At 64.2% G+C, this 13,879-nt stretch carries 11 protein-coding genes; 8 read left to right on the forward strand and 3 right to left on the reverse strand.

The window, feature by feature from the left end; all coding sequences use genetic code 11:
- The first annotated feature begins 16 nt into the window (after positions 1–16).
- The 5 genes from FGL95_RS00160 (at position 17) to ligD (ending at position 8,292) form a co-directional block, all read left to right on the forward strand.
- A complete protein-coding gene (locus FGL95_RS00160; protein ID WP_169584163.1) occupies positions 17–3,931 on the forward strand; it encodes an AAA domain-containing protein in 3,915 nt (1,304 codons plus the stop codon).
- A gap of 79 nt (positions 3,932–4,010) precedes the next feature.
- Entirely contained in the window at positions 4,011–5,339 is a 1,329-nt protein-coding gene (locus tag FGL95_RS00165; RefSeq protein WP_338079655.1) for a DUF2254 domain-containing protein, read from the forward strand.
- Between the two features lie 34 nt (positions 5,340–5,373).
- The gene (locus tag FGL95_RS00170) at positions 5,374–6,171 is read left to right on the forward strand and encodes a polyphosphate kinase 2 family protein (protein ID WP_169584165.1); all 798 of its coding nucleotides are present in this window, start codon (positions 5,374–5,376) and stop codon (positions 6,169–6,171) included.
- Between the two features lie 40 nt (positions 6,172–6,211).
- Complete coding sequence (locus FGL95_RS00175; protein ID WP_338079656.1) at positions 6,212–7,291, forward strand: ATP-dependent DNA ligase; 1,080 nt, start codon at positions 6,212–6,214, stop codon at positions 7,289–7,291.
- A complete protein-coding gene (gene ligD / locus FGL95_RS00180; protein ID WP_169584166.1) occupies positions 7,288–8,292 on the forward strand; it encodes a non-homologous end-joining DNA ligase in 1,005 nt (334 codons plus the stop codon). The genes FGL95_RS00175 and ligD overlap by 4 nt, the downstream gene beginning before the upstream one ends.
- 56 nt (positions 8,293–8,348) lie before the next feature.
- Here ligD and FGL95_RS00185 read toward each other — a convergent pair whose 3' ends face one another.
- Positions 8,349–9,683 carry a serine hydrolase gene (locus FGL95_RS00185; RefSeq protein WP_169584167.1) on the reverse strand — a complete coding sequence of 445 codons (1,335 nt, stop codon included), beginning with the start codon at positions 9,681–9,683 and terminating at the stop codon, positions 8,349–8,351.
- A gap of 111 nt (positions 9,684–9,794) precedes the next feature.
- Between FGL95_RS00185 and FGL95_RS00190 the strand changes: the two genes are divergently transcribed.
- Both FGL95_RS00190 and FGL95_RS00195 read left to right on the forward strand, forming a co-directional pair.
- Entirely contained in the window at positions 9,795–10,331 is a 537-nt protein-coding gene (locus FGL95_RS00190) for an SRPBCC family protein (RefSeq protein ID WP_206071356.1), read from the forward strand.
- A complete protein-coding gene (locus tag FGL95_RS00195; protein WP_206071357.1) occupies positions 10,267–11,721 on the forward strand; it encodes an LLM class flavin-dependent oxidoreductase in 1,455 nt (484 codons plus the stop codon). Before FGL95_RS00190 ends, FGL95_RS00195 begins: the two co-directional genes overlap by 65 nt.
- On the opposite strand, the gene FGL95_RS00200 is transcribed toward FGL95_RS00195, so the two are convergent.
- Together FGL95_RS00200 and FGL95_RS00205 are read right to left on the reverse strand one after the other, a co-directional pair.
- Complete coding sequence (locus tag FGL95_RS00200; protein ID WP_169584168.1) at positions 11,681–12,448, reverse strand: NRDE family protein; 768 nt, start codon at positions 12,446–12,448, stop codon at positions 11,681–11,683. The two genes, FGL95_RS00195 and FGL95_RS00200, sit on opposite strands and share 41 nt — an antisense overlap.
- Before the next feature lie 14 nt (positions 12,449–12,462).
- Positions 12,463–13,092 carry a cyclase family protein gene (locus FGL95_RS00205; RefSeq protein WP_240962623.1) on the reverse strand — a complete coding sequence of 210 codons (630 nt, stop codon included), beginning with the start codon at positions 13,090–13,092 and terminating at the stop codon, positions 12,463–12,465.
- Positions 13,093–13,114: 22 nt separating this feature from the next.
- Here FGL95_RS00205 and FGL95_RS00210 point away from each other — a divergent pair, with 22 nt between their 5' ends.
- The gene (locus tag FGL95_RS00210; RefSeq protein ID WP_169584170.1) at positions 13,115–13,876 is read left to right on the forward strand and encodes a thioesterase II family protein; all 762 of its coding nucleotides are present in this window, start codon (positions 13,115–13,117) and stop codon (positions 13,874–13,876) included.
- Positions 13,877–13,879 lie beyond the last annotated feature (3 nt).

A 13,879-nucleotide genomic window follows, 5' to 3' on the forward strand; every position in this document is an offset into this window, starting at 1 on the left:
ACCGTACGGTAATCGGGTGGCGAGTGATGCCGATGTGGCAGTCCAACGTTCACGCCAGGTCAAGAGTGCGGTCGACACGTGGCGCGGACAACTCATCGACCTCAGCTGGCGAAACCAGCTGCTCTTCTACCGTGACCTGCGCTTCGGCACCCTCGATTTCGCCGACGCCGACTACCTTGCGGTCGAGGCGCTGTTCGCCAAACGGGCGGTCCGGCTGTCGCGGTTGTATCGAAAGACCCTGCTTCCTGATCGGATGAAACGCGTCCGCGCCATCCGGAACAAGGCGCGCGAGGCATCCGAAGAGCGTGGTATCGCCATTTGCTTTGTCGCGCTCGGCATCTGCACGTGGCGCAACGCCCAGGGTGCTGCGACACCCGCCGCGCCGGTCCTGCTGCACGAAGCTGTCATCGATGCGACCGGCGCCGCCGAAGACGATTTCGAGCTGTCCCTCACCGGCGATTCAGTGGTGAACCCAGCGTTGTTGCACCTGCTGGCGGAGCAGTTCAGAGTCGATGTCGACGGTGACGAGTTGGTGTCGTCGATGGAGGGCACCGTCGTCGACCCGCAAACCGTCTACGACCGTCTGACTGCCAAATGTGCTGCCATTCCAGGGTTCTCGATCGCCAACCGTCGGGTTCTCGGCACGTTCTCGTACACGAAGCTGCCCATGGTCGAAGACCTTGCAGCGAACGTCGAGGCTCTGACGCGTCACGACGTCGTCGCTGCTATCGCGGGGCATCAGCCTGCCGCTCTCGCACTCGCCACAGCGGGTGCCGACGTGGCGATGACCGATCCGGACCTGCACCCCCCGAGTGACGAATTTCTTGTGCTGGATGCGGATTCGTCGCAGAGTTATGCGATCAACGCAGCTGCGGCAGGCCAGTCGATGGTCATTTCGGGACCGCCCGGTACGGGCAAGAGCCAAACGATCGCGAACATGATCACGACACTCGTGGCGCGGGGCGAAAGCGTCTTGTTCGTCGCGGAGAAGCGCGCGGCCATCTCGGCTGTGCTCGACCGGCTCACCAAGCTCGGACTTGGCGACCTCGTCTTCGACGTTCACGACGGCGGCGGTTCTCGAGCAGCGCTGATCCAGACGCTGACCAGCGGACTTCGGGCCGACCCCGACGCGCGCGGTCCGGACGACACGGTCCTGCTCGAACGCCTGGCAGTCCGTCGGGATCAGCTCAACGCCCACGACGCCGCGATGAACCGATCCCGCGAACCCTGGTCGTTGAGTGTGTTTCAGGTGCAGAGCGCGCTGCTGGGTCTGACGGCGCGATTCGGCACGGCGGCAGAGAGTTCGGTGCGTCTCGGCGGCGCGGAAGTTGCCGCACTCGACGCGGCGACGATGCGACGAGTGCGCGAAGAGCTCACCGAATACGCAGGGCTCGGCGGTCTCACGTCGAGCTTCTCCGACAGCCCGTGGGTCGGCGCGGTCATCACGACCGCACCCCAGGCGGAAGAAGCACTGATCATCGCGGCGCGGCTGCACACCAAGGCAGCACCGGAGACGTGGCGCGCGCTCGACGAAATCGGTGCGCAGACCGGCCTGGTCGGCCCGAAAACCCTTGCGGGGTGGGCGGTCCGGCTGTCGCTGCTCGAGGCGGTCGGCGATGTTGCGAGCAAGCTCGACCCGTCGGTGTTCGACGCTCCGTTGGAGAATCTGATCGCAGCGACCGCTCCCCGGACGTTACGCAGCGAAACCCGCACCGCCGCGCGGAAACTGTGGATCGGCACCGAGAAACCGAAGCTCAAGCAGCTGAATGCCGTGTTACGCAAGGCACTCGAAGTCCGCGAAGCCTGGACCGAGTCCGCCGTCGACGGCGGTGCACCGCGGGTACCGGCGAGCCTGCCAGGTATCAGCGCGCGCCTGCAACGGTTGACCGCTGACCTCACTGCGCTCGGCGCCCAACTGCCCTGGATCGACTTCGCCGCCATGCCGCGACCGCAGTTGCTGCAAACACTGGAAGCGCTCGCGCGCGACGAGCGCGGCCTGCGCAAACTCCCCCGCATCAACGAACTTGCGGCGACCTTCGCCCGCTTGGGCCTCGATCCGCTGCTGACCGAAATGCGATCCCGTAGAGTCGATCCCGAGCTCGCCGCCGCGATGTTCGAAACCTGTTGGTACCGCTCGGTGCTGGACCGGATCGCGTTCGACGACCCGGTGATCGCCAACTTCGACGGCGTACTCCACGACGGTCACACCGAAGAATTCCGTTCGGTCGACGCCGAACACATTCGACGCACCCGCGATCGTGTGCTGAGCGCCGTCGCGGACCGGCTCACCGCGGTCGGCGCAGCGAATCCCGAGCAGAGCCGCATCGTCGCCGCACAAGCTGCGCGCAAACGCGGCCACCTGCCCTTGCGCCAATTGTTTTCCGTCGCACCGGATCTGATGACGGCGCTCAAACCGTGCTGGGCGATGAGCCCGCTGGTGGTGAGCCACATTCTGCCCGGCGACCGGCCCTATTTCGACGTCGTCGTGTTCGACGAGGCCAGCCAGATCGTGCCCGCCGACGCGATTGCGGCCATCTCCCGGGCACGCCGCGTCATCGTCGCGGGCGACCGTAAACAGTTGCCGCCCACGCAATTCTTTGCCGTCGATGCCGACGACAAGGGCGAGCACGTCGTCAACGACGACGGCAGCATAAACCTCGCGCTCACCACCGGTTTCGAATCGATCCTCGACGTCCTGACAGCGGCGTTGCGCAGCGACCGAACGCGGTCGCTGACGTGGCATTACCGCAGCCGCGACGAACGGTTGATCGCCTTCTCCAATGCGTGGGTGTACGACAACTCACTCACGACATTTCCTGGTGTCGCAGGCGGAAATTGCCTGTCCCTGGACCTGGTTCGGCAACCACGGAACCAGTCGGCGGAGGAAGAAAGCACGAATGCCGAGGTGGACCGCGTCGTCGCGAAGGTGCTCGACCACGCAGCGAATCGGCCTGGCGAGTCGTTGGGCGTCATCACCATGGGCATCAATCACATGGAGCGGATCGACCGCCGGCTGCGTGAACGGCTGCGCGCCAAGCCTCGACTGCGCGAATTCTTCGACGAATCGACTACGGGCGAACCCTTTTTCGTCAAGAACCTCGAACGCGTGCAGGGGGACGAGCGCGACTCGATCATCCTGTCGATCGGCTACGCCAAACGTCCCGACGGAACGTTGAGTCACAACTTCGGACCGCTCAACCAAGAGGGCGGCCATCGTCGCCTCAATGTCGCAATCACACGAGCGCGCAGCCGAATGACGATCGTCAGCTCCTTCAGCCATCGTGACATGGATCCCGAGCGGTCGACTGCGCCCGGCGTCGCGATGTTGCGCGCCTATCTGCACTACGCGGCAAGCCGTGGCGAGGTCCTCGGCGAAGCCGTCGGCAGGCCGGCGCTCACCCCGTTCGACATTTCGGTCCGTGATCGTCTGGTCGCCGCGGGTATTCCGGTCGTCGCGAAATACGGCGTCGCCGGGCACTGGATCGATTTCGCGGCGTCCCATCCCGACGATCTCACGCGCATGGTGCTGGCGATCGAAGTCGACGGTCCGAGCTATCACTCCGCCCCCACCGCCCGCGACCGCGACCGGCTGCGGCAAGAGCAACTCGGGCGACTCGGGTGGTCGTTTCACCGAATTTGGGCGACCGACTGGTTCAACGATTCCGCAGGCTGCATTGCCAGAGCCCAGGCTGCGTACTACCGCGCAATCGCAGTCGATCCGAGTGCGATCCCGGTCGAGCCGGGCCGCCCGATCACCGAGTACCGCGACGGCGAGTTGGTGGCGTTGTTGCAATGGATGACGGCCGATCGCAGGCTGCCCGACGACGACGATCTCTACCGCGAGTTCATGGCGGTCCTCGGCTTCGCGAAATCGGGCACCCGCATCCGCGCCAGGTTCGACCGCGCGCTCGGATTCGCGCGGCTGAGGTAAATCTGTCGCTTCTTCGAGCAACTGTCACCACGGCGATGCACAATCTGTACATCGGATGAATGCCGGATGAACGGTTGGTGTGTTGTCAGTCGACTCGGCTCAAAAGCGGGCCGCGCAGTGGGAGAAACGGCGCGAGCATCTTGGTGGCGCCCTCTGGGTTTTCCCGGTGAGTTTCATGGTCATCGCGCTGGTCAGCGGCACGGTGTTCTCGCTCGTGAAAATACCGCCCGATTCGTGGCTTTCGCCGGTGTTGTTCAAAGGCTCGCCGGACGAGGCTCGGCGCCTCCTGCTCACGGTCGCGACCTCCATCGTCGGGATCTTCGCGCTGGTCGTGGGCCTGACGATGGTGGCCCTGCAAATGGCGACGAACCGCTACTCCCCTCGGTTGCTGCGCAACTTCTTGCGTGACCGGCCAACGCAATTCGTGCTCGGCGTCTTCGTCGGCGGCTTCACCTACAACGCCGCGGGGCTGTACACCGTCGGGATCGAACCGGGCGAGTATCAGCGGCTCGCGGTGACTGCCGGCCTCGCGTCGCTGTTCGCATGCATCGGGGCGTTGATCTACTACGTCGACCACATGGTCCACTCGATCCAGATCGACACCGTCCTCAGGAAGATCGGCTCCATCACGACCCGCACGATCGCCATGGAGCCGCCCGGAATCGGCGGGAATTCCGGCGAACCGATCGAGCCGTCGCTGGAAACTCCCCCGGAGAGCGCAGTGCAAATCGATGCACTGGCCTGCGGGTACGTGCAGTTCGTGCACCCCGAACTGATCCTGCCGGTGGCAACGGCCCAGAACCTCACCATTCGCGTCGCGGTGGCAGCAGGCGACCACCTCGTGTCCGGGCTGCCACTGGCGTGGGCGTGGTCGAACGAGGCGGGTCGGGCGGTCGACGCCGAGTTGCTGTCGTCGACTATTCATCGAGCCGTGAGCGTCGGATTCGAGCGGACAATGCGGCAGGACGTCGCAGTCGGCATGGAGCAGATCGTCGACATCGCATTGCTCTCGATGCACAACTTCGACTTCCATACGGCGGTCCAGTCGACGAATGAATTGGCGGTCATTCTGGCGAAACTGGGCACGAAGCCGCTCGGAACCGAGACCTACGCCGACGCCGAGGGGACGGTCCGGGTGGTCGTTCCTGCCAAACGGTTCGAGGATTACGTCGATCTGGCGGTCGGGCAGATTCGCCGCCGCGGCGCCAACGAACCCGTCGTCCTGAGCGCCTTGGCTGGAATGCTGCGAAACCTCGGCACACTCGTCACCACCGACGACCGGCGCGCGTGTGTCGCCGAGCAGATCCAAGGAGTTCTCGCAGCGGCACATCGATCCGTTCCGGACTCGGCGGATGTGCTGCGGGTCCAAACTGAAGCTGATACTGCGATGCGACCGATCGCGGTGTGACGTAGCTCGTTCCTGGAACCGAAGGCGGTTATGCATGACCGAGACGAAGCCGAACACCCGACTCGACAACCTCGACCTGACGTTGAAACTGTCGAAATCGGAAGAGAAGAAGCGCCTCAAAGCCGGGCAGGCCCGCCTCCTCCATCTTCGACTCGCACTGGGTGGTCAACTGGATCCGGACGGCACGCTCGGACCGCCGCTGTGCGTTGTGCTGGAGGGCAGCGACGCCGCAGGCAAGGGCGGCGCGATCAAACGCCTGGTCGCCCCACTCGATGCTCGCCACGTGCGCGTCGTGCAGTTTGCGGCGCCGACCCACGACGAGAAGCGGCACCACTTCCTGTGGCGATTCTGGCGGTGGCTCCCCGGGTGGGGCGGGATGGCGGTGTTCGACAGGTCTTGGTACGGCCGTGTTCTCGTCGAACGGGTCGAAGGTTTCGCTACCGACGAGCAGTGGCAACGCGCATACAACGAGATCGTCGAATTCGAACAGACCTTGGCGGCCGAAGGCATGATCATCGTCAAGTTCTGGCTCAATGTCTCACCGGACGAGCAGTTGAAGCGATTCAAGGCGCGTGAGGCCGATCCGTTGAAGAACTGGAAACTGACCGCCGAGGATTGGCGAAACCGCGAGAAGCGCGACCTGTACGACGCCGCTGTCGAAGAGATGCTGGAACGCACCGACCACCCCGCAGGTCCGTGGGTCCTGGTCGAGGCCGACGACAAACGTTGGGCGAGAGTGAAAGTCATCGACTCGGTCGTCGAGGCGATGGAGCGCGGGATGGCCGAACGCGGATTGACAGTGCCCGACCAGCCGACGAAAGCGAAAAGCTAGGTTCCCCCGAGTGTCGGACCACTGACCTACGATCGATCTTGTGGACCTCCCCGTGATGCCCCCTGTCAAGCCGATGCTCGCCAAAGCCAGCCCTGAAGTGCCGCGCGGTCCGGGCTTCAGTTACGAGCCGAAGTGGGACGGCTTCCGTTGCATCGTGTTCCGCGACGGGGACGAGATCGAGCTCGGCTCGCGCAACGATCGCCCATTGACGCGGTACTTTCCGGAGCTCGTCGAGCTGCTGCGGGAGGCGCTGCCGGAGCGTTGTGTCGTCGACGGCGAGATCGTGATCGTCACCGACAACGGCCTCGATTTCGACACCTTGCAGCAGCGCCTTCACCCGGCGGATTCGCGAGTTCGCAAGCTGGCCAAAGAGACTCCCGCCAGCTTCGTTGCGTTCGACCTGCTTGCGCTTGGCGATCGCGATCTCACCCCTGAGCCGTTCAGCGAACGCAGACGCGTGCTGGAGACGATCGTCGACACCAAGCTCGCTCGCGTTCATCTCACGCCCGTCACCGACGACCCCGACGTCGCCGTGGATTGGTTCACGCGCTTCGAGGGTGCCGGTTTCGACGGCGTGATGGTGAAGCCGTCCGATTTGGCCTACATGCAGGACAAACGGGTGATGCTCAAGGTGAAGCACGAGCGCACCGCAGACTGCGTCGTCGCCGGCTTTCGCTGGCACAAGGACGGCGAGGGCGTCGGGTCCCTGCTGCTCGGGCTGTTCGACGACGAAGGCAACCTGCACCACGTCGGTGTCGCGAGCAGTTTCACGGCGGCGAAACGCAAGTCACTGGTCACCGAACTGGCGCCGCTGCGCGAGAACGCCTTGGCGAATCACCCATGGCGAGAATGGGCCGACGCGGCTGCCCAAGCGAAGTCCGAGGGCAAGATGCCCGGTGGCGTCAGCCGCTGGACTGGCACCAAAGACCTTTCGTGGGAAGCACTTCGAGCGGAGTTGGTCGCCGAAGTTCGGTACGAGCATGTGCAGTCCGGGCGGTTCCGCCACGGCGGCCGGCTCGTACGTTTCCGCCCCGATCGGCAGCCGGATTCGTGTACCTACGGCCAGCTGGAAGAGGTCGCGCCCGCCGAGTTGGCGACCATCTTCGAGGAAGCGAAATGACCGAGCCGGTCGTCATCGAAGATGGCGGCAATTCCGTCACGGTCACCAGTCCGGACAAGATCTTCTTCCCCAAGACCGGTCACACGAAGCTCGACGTGGTCCGGTACTACGAGTCCGTGGCCGAACCGCTGCTTGCGGCGCTGGGTGGCAGGCCGTTACTGCTCGAGCGCTACCCCGAAGGGGCAGGCGGTAAGTCGTTCTTTCAGAAACGGGTGCCGAAGACGGCTCCGTCGTGGCTCGAAACGACTGTGGTCGAGACGCCCAATGGCACCACCAGCGACGCGTTGGTCGCTGCCGATCTCGCCCACATCGTGTGGGGAGTCAACCAGGGCTGCATCGGTTTTCACGTGTGGCCCTACCACGCAAAAACGCCGGAGTTCGTCGACGAACTCCGCATCGACCTCGACCCCTCCCCCGGCATCGACTTCGAACAACTCCGCGAGGGTGCGGTCCTGACGCGGGAACTGTTGGACGAGCTGGGCATTCAGAGTCACATCAAGACGTCGGGTTCGCGCGGTCTGCACATTTACGCGACGCTGCAACCGAATTGGGATGGCTTCGAGGTCCGGGCTGCGGCGGTCGCACTGGCGCGCGAACTCGAACGTCGGCATCCGACGAAAATGACCGCCGCCTGGTGGAAGGAAGAGCGCGGCTCACGGGTGTTCGTCGACTTCAACCAGAACGCTCCGCACAAAACGGTTTTCGGCGCGTGGTGCGTCCGGCCGAAGGTCAACCCCCAAGTCTCGATGCCGATCAGTTGGGACGAACTAGCAGACGTCGTGCCCGAGGAACTTACTATCACCACAGTCCCCGACCGCGTCGCCAAGCTGGGCGACCCCTGGGCCGGTATCGCCGACAACCCCCAGTCGATCGCAAAGCTTCTGGAGATGTCGGAACGCGACATGGCCAACGGCATGATGGACGCCCCCTGGCCGCCCGTGTACCCCAAAATGCCTAACGAACCTCCCCGCGTCGCCCCCAGTCGGGCGAAGAAAACCTGATGCTCGTGAGTCTTTTTGGAGTCCCTGGACTCCAAAAAGACTCACGAGGGCGAGCATCAGTTGGCCAGGAGGGCGAAGATTCCCTTGCCGATCGACGCTGCGTCAAGCTCGTCCAGTGGGTGGTCGCCGTCTTCAGCCATCACGACGACAACGAATACGCGCCCGTCCTTGCGATGCGCGAGCCAGCTCAACGTCAACACACCCGGCTCGCTGCCACCCTTGAAGCTGACCGACGGCCAGGTCTCTTTGTCGAGCGGGATGCCGGGGTTGATGCCGAGAATGTTCGTGAGCTGCAACGGATCCAGCGATTCATGCGCTTTCGCCAACTCCTCGGGCGATGCGAACCACTCCACGGTCTCGGGCGCGACAGGAACCTTCGGGTCGACCGCCGATATGTCCGGCAACGGATCATTGCGGTGTTCGGCCAGCAGTTCGCGGCGCCGATCGACCGAACCGGTGGCGTACTCGTCACGAACCGACGCAGGGACTCCCCATTTCAGAATGAAGAGCTCACGAGTCGTCAGCAGCGGCAAGGTGCGTTGTTGCGAACTCGGCGACATCCCCATTTCCGTGAACATGGCTTCGACAGCAGGCTTGCCGACGCGATCGATGAGTATGTCGGTGGCGGTGTTGTCGGAGATGGAGATCATCTTCTCCGCCGCCTCAGTCACGGTCACGGTCGAATTGTCGGCCCGTTCCTGCAGCTCCCCCGACGGCAGACTCTTCAGATCGGGCCGAATGGTGAGCGTGTCGGTCCACGAGAGCGTGCCATCCCGGACCGCCTTCGCCACAGCGCCGAGCACATACAGCTTGAAAGCCGACCCCAAGGGTCCTGCATCGCCGGCATTGCTCGACCGCACCGGCTTGTCCGCCCCGACCTCTGCCGCGAGGAACGCAGTCGTCGGTGCAAGCTCCGCCAAACGTTGGTCGACCTCGTCCCACGTCGTCGGCGAGGCAGGCAGCTCGGCTGGACGGAACAGAAGCCCGGTGATCAGATGCGACGTCGGGTCGACCGTGATGCTCACCCGGAACTGGGTCTCGTCCTTGGTTTTCACGATGGCGTCGAGGCTGGTGTCTTCGGACTTGGTGACCTTCACGATCGTGGTGTCCGGCCCACCCTGCAACACTTCGCGAAGTTTGTCCGGTGCAATTGCCGCGAGGGCGTCGGCAGAAAAGTGTTGCCGCAGTTCGTCATCGGTGGCGGTGCCCCCGTGCTGCAGTGCCCAGGTCAACTGCGTCCCGGCCGGGGTATCCGGCAATGCTTCGGCGGTGGTCGTGGCCGCCGTGGTCGTAGTTGTCGGCGTTGTCGTTGTGTCTGCGCAACCGCTGGTCAGAGCCGAAACCACCGCGAAAACGACGACGAACTTCCCCAAGGGCCCCAGCGTCGGCATGCGTCCATCGTATGCGTAATCACAGTTTCCAAGTCGGCGTCGAGGCCGACTCGCCTGTAGAATCGGAAACTTCATACTCAAATCGGTCGAAAAAGTTGGAGGTGCGCTCGAATGACTGACGGTCGGATCGCACATGTCACGAAATGCGAAGCATCCGTTGGTAATTCGTTCGCCTATGTTGCCGATCATCGCAACGTTCCCAGCTGGATGTGGGGAGTCACCCAGTTCGACCCGATCGGCGAATTGGACCAGGGTGTCGGTGCGACCTTCGATGTCGCCGTCAACCTCGGACCCAAGACCATCTACCTGCGCTCCTTGATCACCGACTGGGTCGAGGACGAGCAGATTTCGATGAAGTCGATCCAAGGGGTCGAAGGCACGATGACCTGGCGTTTCGACGCAATCGACGACGAGACGACGGCGATTTCCGTCGACGTCGATTACGTTTTGCCGCCAGGGATCGCGGGCAAGATGCTCAAGGCGATCATCGACCCGGCGGTCGCGGTCGCCATTCGCCACGTCGAGAAGCACTTGGTCGCCGAGATCACGGGTGTGGAGCCGGAATTAGTGCCAAGATCCGGTGATGGAGGCCATAAACCTGCCAGATCCGTGCGTCATCGTCCTCGTCGGGCCCGGAGCCGCAGGTAAGTCGACCTGGGCGGCCACGCATTTCCCGGCTGCCACGATCGTTTCCAGCGATCAACTACGCGCCCTCGTCGGCGCGGGCCAAGACGACATCACGGCCAGCGCGGATGCGTTCGCGCTGTTGGATACCGTTGTCGCACAAAGAATCAAGCGTCGACTCACGACCGTGATCGACACCCTCGGGCTCGACGCGGACCGTCGCAGAATCTGGCGTGAAGCCGCGCGCAAAGCCGGATTACCATGCGTCGCAGTCGCGTTCGACATCAACGCCGACGAGGCGCGCCACCGCAATCGCGAACGTGACAAACGGATCCCCGCGGAAGCCTTGACCGCGCAGCTGCGCAGTTGGCGGTCGGTCCGCGATGCACTCGCCGGTGAAGGGTTCGACGCAGTCCTCGAGCCCGAACCGGTCAGGGTTGTCGCCAAGCAGTTCGTCAACGCCGTCTCATCAGCCCAGCGGCAGCGCGCCGACCCCACCGGCCTGCGATTCGGACTGCACCTGACCGAGTTCACATTCCCAACGTCGAACGCCGCCGCAAGCATTCGCGACATCGCGCGCGCGGCGGAGACCGCGGGTTTCGACGCGATCTACGTCATGGACCATTTCCGCCAGATTCCGCTCATCGGGAGGCCGTGGGAAGACTTCCTCGAGAGCTACACGACGCTGGCGTACCTCGCTGCGCACACCGAACGAGTACGGCTCGGCGCACTGGTCACCGGAATTACCTATCGCAACGTCGGCCATCTGGGCAAGATCGTCGCGACCTTGGACGTGCTCAGCGGCGGACGGGCGGTCTGCGGGCTCGGGCTCGGGTGGTGGAAGGAAGAGCACGACGCGTACGGGTGGGACTTTCCGCCGGTCAGCGACCGATATGCACTGCTAGAGGACGCGCTGCAGACCTTGCCGCGGCTCTGGGGACCTGGAGCGAAACCATTCGTCGGCCAGCGGCTGAACCTGCCCGACACCTCGTGCTACCCACGTCCGCTCCAGGACCACGTGCCGATCATCGTCGGCGGGTCGGGCGAACGAACTCTCCGCCTTGCCGCCAAGTACGCAGACGCTGCGAACGTCTTCGGCGATGCCGCGAACGTCCGCGCGAAAGCGGAATTCCTGCGCAGACACTCCGACACCGTCGAACTGACCCATCTTTCGACAGCGCTGATCGCCGACAACCACGCCGATTTGACCGACATCGTCGAGCGAATGCGCCCTCGCAGGTGGTCGACCGGTCGCTATGCCGCCTCGGTGAACGCCGGCACGGTGGACGACCACATCGGCCGGTTTCGCGAACTCGCCGACGCCGGCGCCGCCGAGGCGATCGTCCGTCTCCCGAACCTGACCGATCCAGCGCCTATCGAGCGAATTGGCCGTGTAATTCAGTCGTTCCGATAGAACCATCGGCGTCGAATCGACGCTCGGTCATGTCGAAGGAGCCGTCGCGCCTGATCCGCAGCACCGTCGATGCGGTAGTGCCGTACTCCGGCGAAACACAGAACGCCGCCGACGCGATCCGTTCCATTTCGATGGGCAGCCCGGTGGCCGGGAGAAGCTCATCCGGCGCTTGGGTGGTGTCGGCCAGCAACTCGAGATAGCTCTCGACGTCGGCATCGGCCTCCAACAGCTTGCCGAGGCCGTCGACTCCGTTGCTGACCTTCGGCCACTGCGTATCGACCGACGCGTTCGACAGCCCGTGCAGCCCGGGGTCGAGCGCACTGGGTTCACCGGCTCTGTTGCTGTACCACCATAATTCGTTCAGGTCGGACACCAGCACGTTGAAGCCGTTGTAGCGGTCGGCGAGTGCGCTGACACCCCGAAGGTACTCGCTCGGAGATTCGGCACCCGCGACGAAGTTCACGGGCAACTCACCACGTGACCGCGCACCTTCGATTACCTTGCCAGGCTCGCGAACGTTGGTGACCGCGGCGAAACGGCCCTGCATCGACACGCCCAGCCAGGTGCCGCCACCCTGCGGCGACACGTCGCGCCCCGCCAGGATTTCCGGTTTGTCGGCCCACCAACCGATCGGCGACGACTCGCGCTTGTAGAACTCGTCCCGATTCGCAGCCACCACAAGGACGTACTCGGGGTGGGCCTTCCAGGCCGTCAGCACTAAACACATGAATCAATCTTGCGCTACACGATTGCCAGCACCCGGCACGGACCGCCAGAACCGCCGCGATGCTTGGGTGCGCCCACGAAGACCGTCGCGCCGGCGGGCGGCACTGCACCCAGATTGGCCAGCGCCTCGACGCCGTAACGCCCTGCCTCGAGCAACGCCGTGTGCGCCGCGTAGTCGGTGCTGGCGGCCGGATCCACGCTGAGCGTGTCGACGCCGATTCCGACGATGTTGCGTTCGCCGACGAGGAATTGCACCGCGCCCCTGTCGAATCCCGGAGCATCCGGCTCGCCGAGCCGCTGCTCGGACCCCGACAGCATGGCCACGAAAGCACGCTCGGGAATCCGGCCGTTCACCTGCTCCCAAGCAGCGATGTCATCGACCGTCAGGGCGGCTCGCGTTCTTATGTCGATCACGACCAACGGTGCGACGAGATCGTCGACATCCAACAACTCGACGGTCACGCCGCCGTCCACCTTGTGCGCCGGCGCGTCGATGTGTGTGCCGACGTGCTCCCAGTACCGGAGCTCGTTGATGGCGAATCCATCGGCGGCGACCCTCTCGACCGCGACCATCCTGAACGGCTCGTCACCCGGCCAGCGAGGAAACCCGGGGTGCAGGGTGTGGGTGAGATCGATGATCGGCATATTCGAACGGTACTTTCGAGCCATGACCGCTCCTACCCGTGTCTCGCCGTGGCTTCGACGTTTCCACTCCGCGCCGTCTGCAAAGGCCACCCTGGTGTGCTTGCCGCACGCAGGCGGCACCGCGACCGCCTACAAGGCGTTGTCCGAGGTGCTTGCACCGCGCGTCGAGGTGCTGGCCGTCCAGTACCCAGGCAGGCAGGACCGCTTCGGCGATCCGATGATCGACGTCATGACCGCGATCGCGGATGCAGTGGCGGCCAGTCTCCCGCCTACTGGCGCTCGCCGAATCGGCGTCTTCGGCCACAGCATGGGCGCAACGGTGGCGTATGAGACGGCTCGGCGATTGGAACAACGCGGCACCGAGGTGGCGGCATTGTTCGTGTCGGGCAGACCGTCTCCGTCGTTCATCGAACCCAAGACGCTGCATCTGGAGGACGATCAGGCATTGCTGGCAGACATGCGCCTGCTCGGCGGGCCCGATTCGAAGACGATCGACATGCTGGTCGAGAATCCCGATCTCGCCGAGATGGTGCTGCCGTTCGTCCGTAGCGACTACAAGGCGGTGGAAACTTATCGCCATCAGCCTGGCCACGAGTTGAAGTCGCCGATCGTCGCGATGTACTCCGACGCGGACCCGACAGTCAGCGCCGAACAAGCCGCCGAGTGGAGCGAGTTCACGTCGGGCGGTTTCGACACGGCCACGTTCACCGGCGGTCATTTTTATCTCGACGACCACCTCCCCGAGGTCGCCGCACTGATCGACAAGCAGCTCGTGAGAAACTAGTGG

This window comes from Antrihabitans stalactiti, assembly GCF_012932915.1.
GTDB lineage: Bacteria > Actinomycetota > Actinomycetes > Mycobacteriales > Mycobacteriaceae > Antrihabitans > Antrihabitans stalactiti.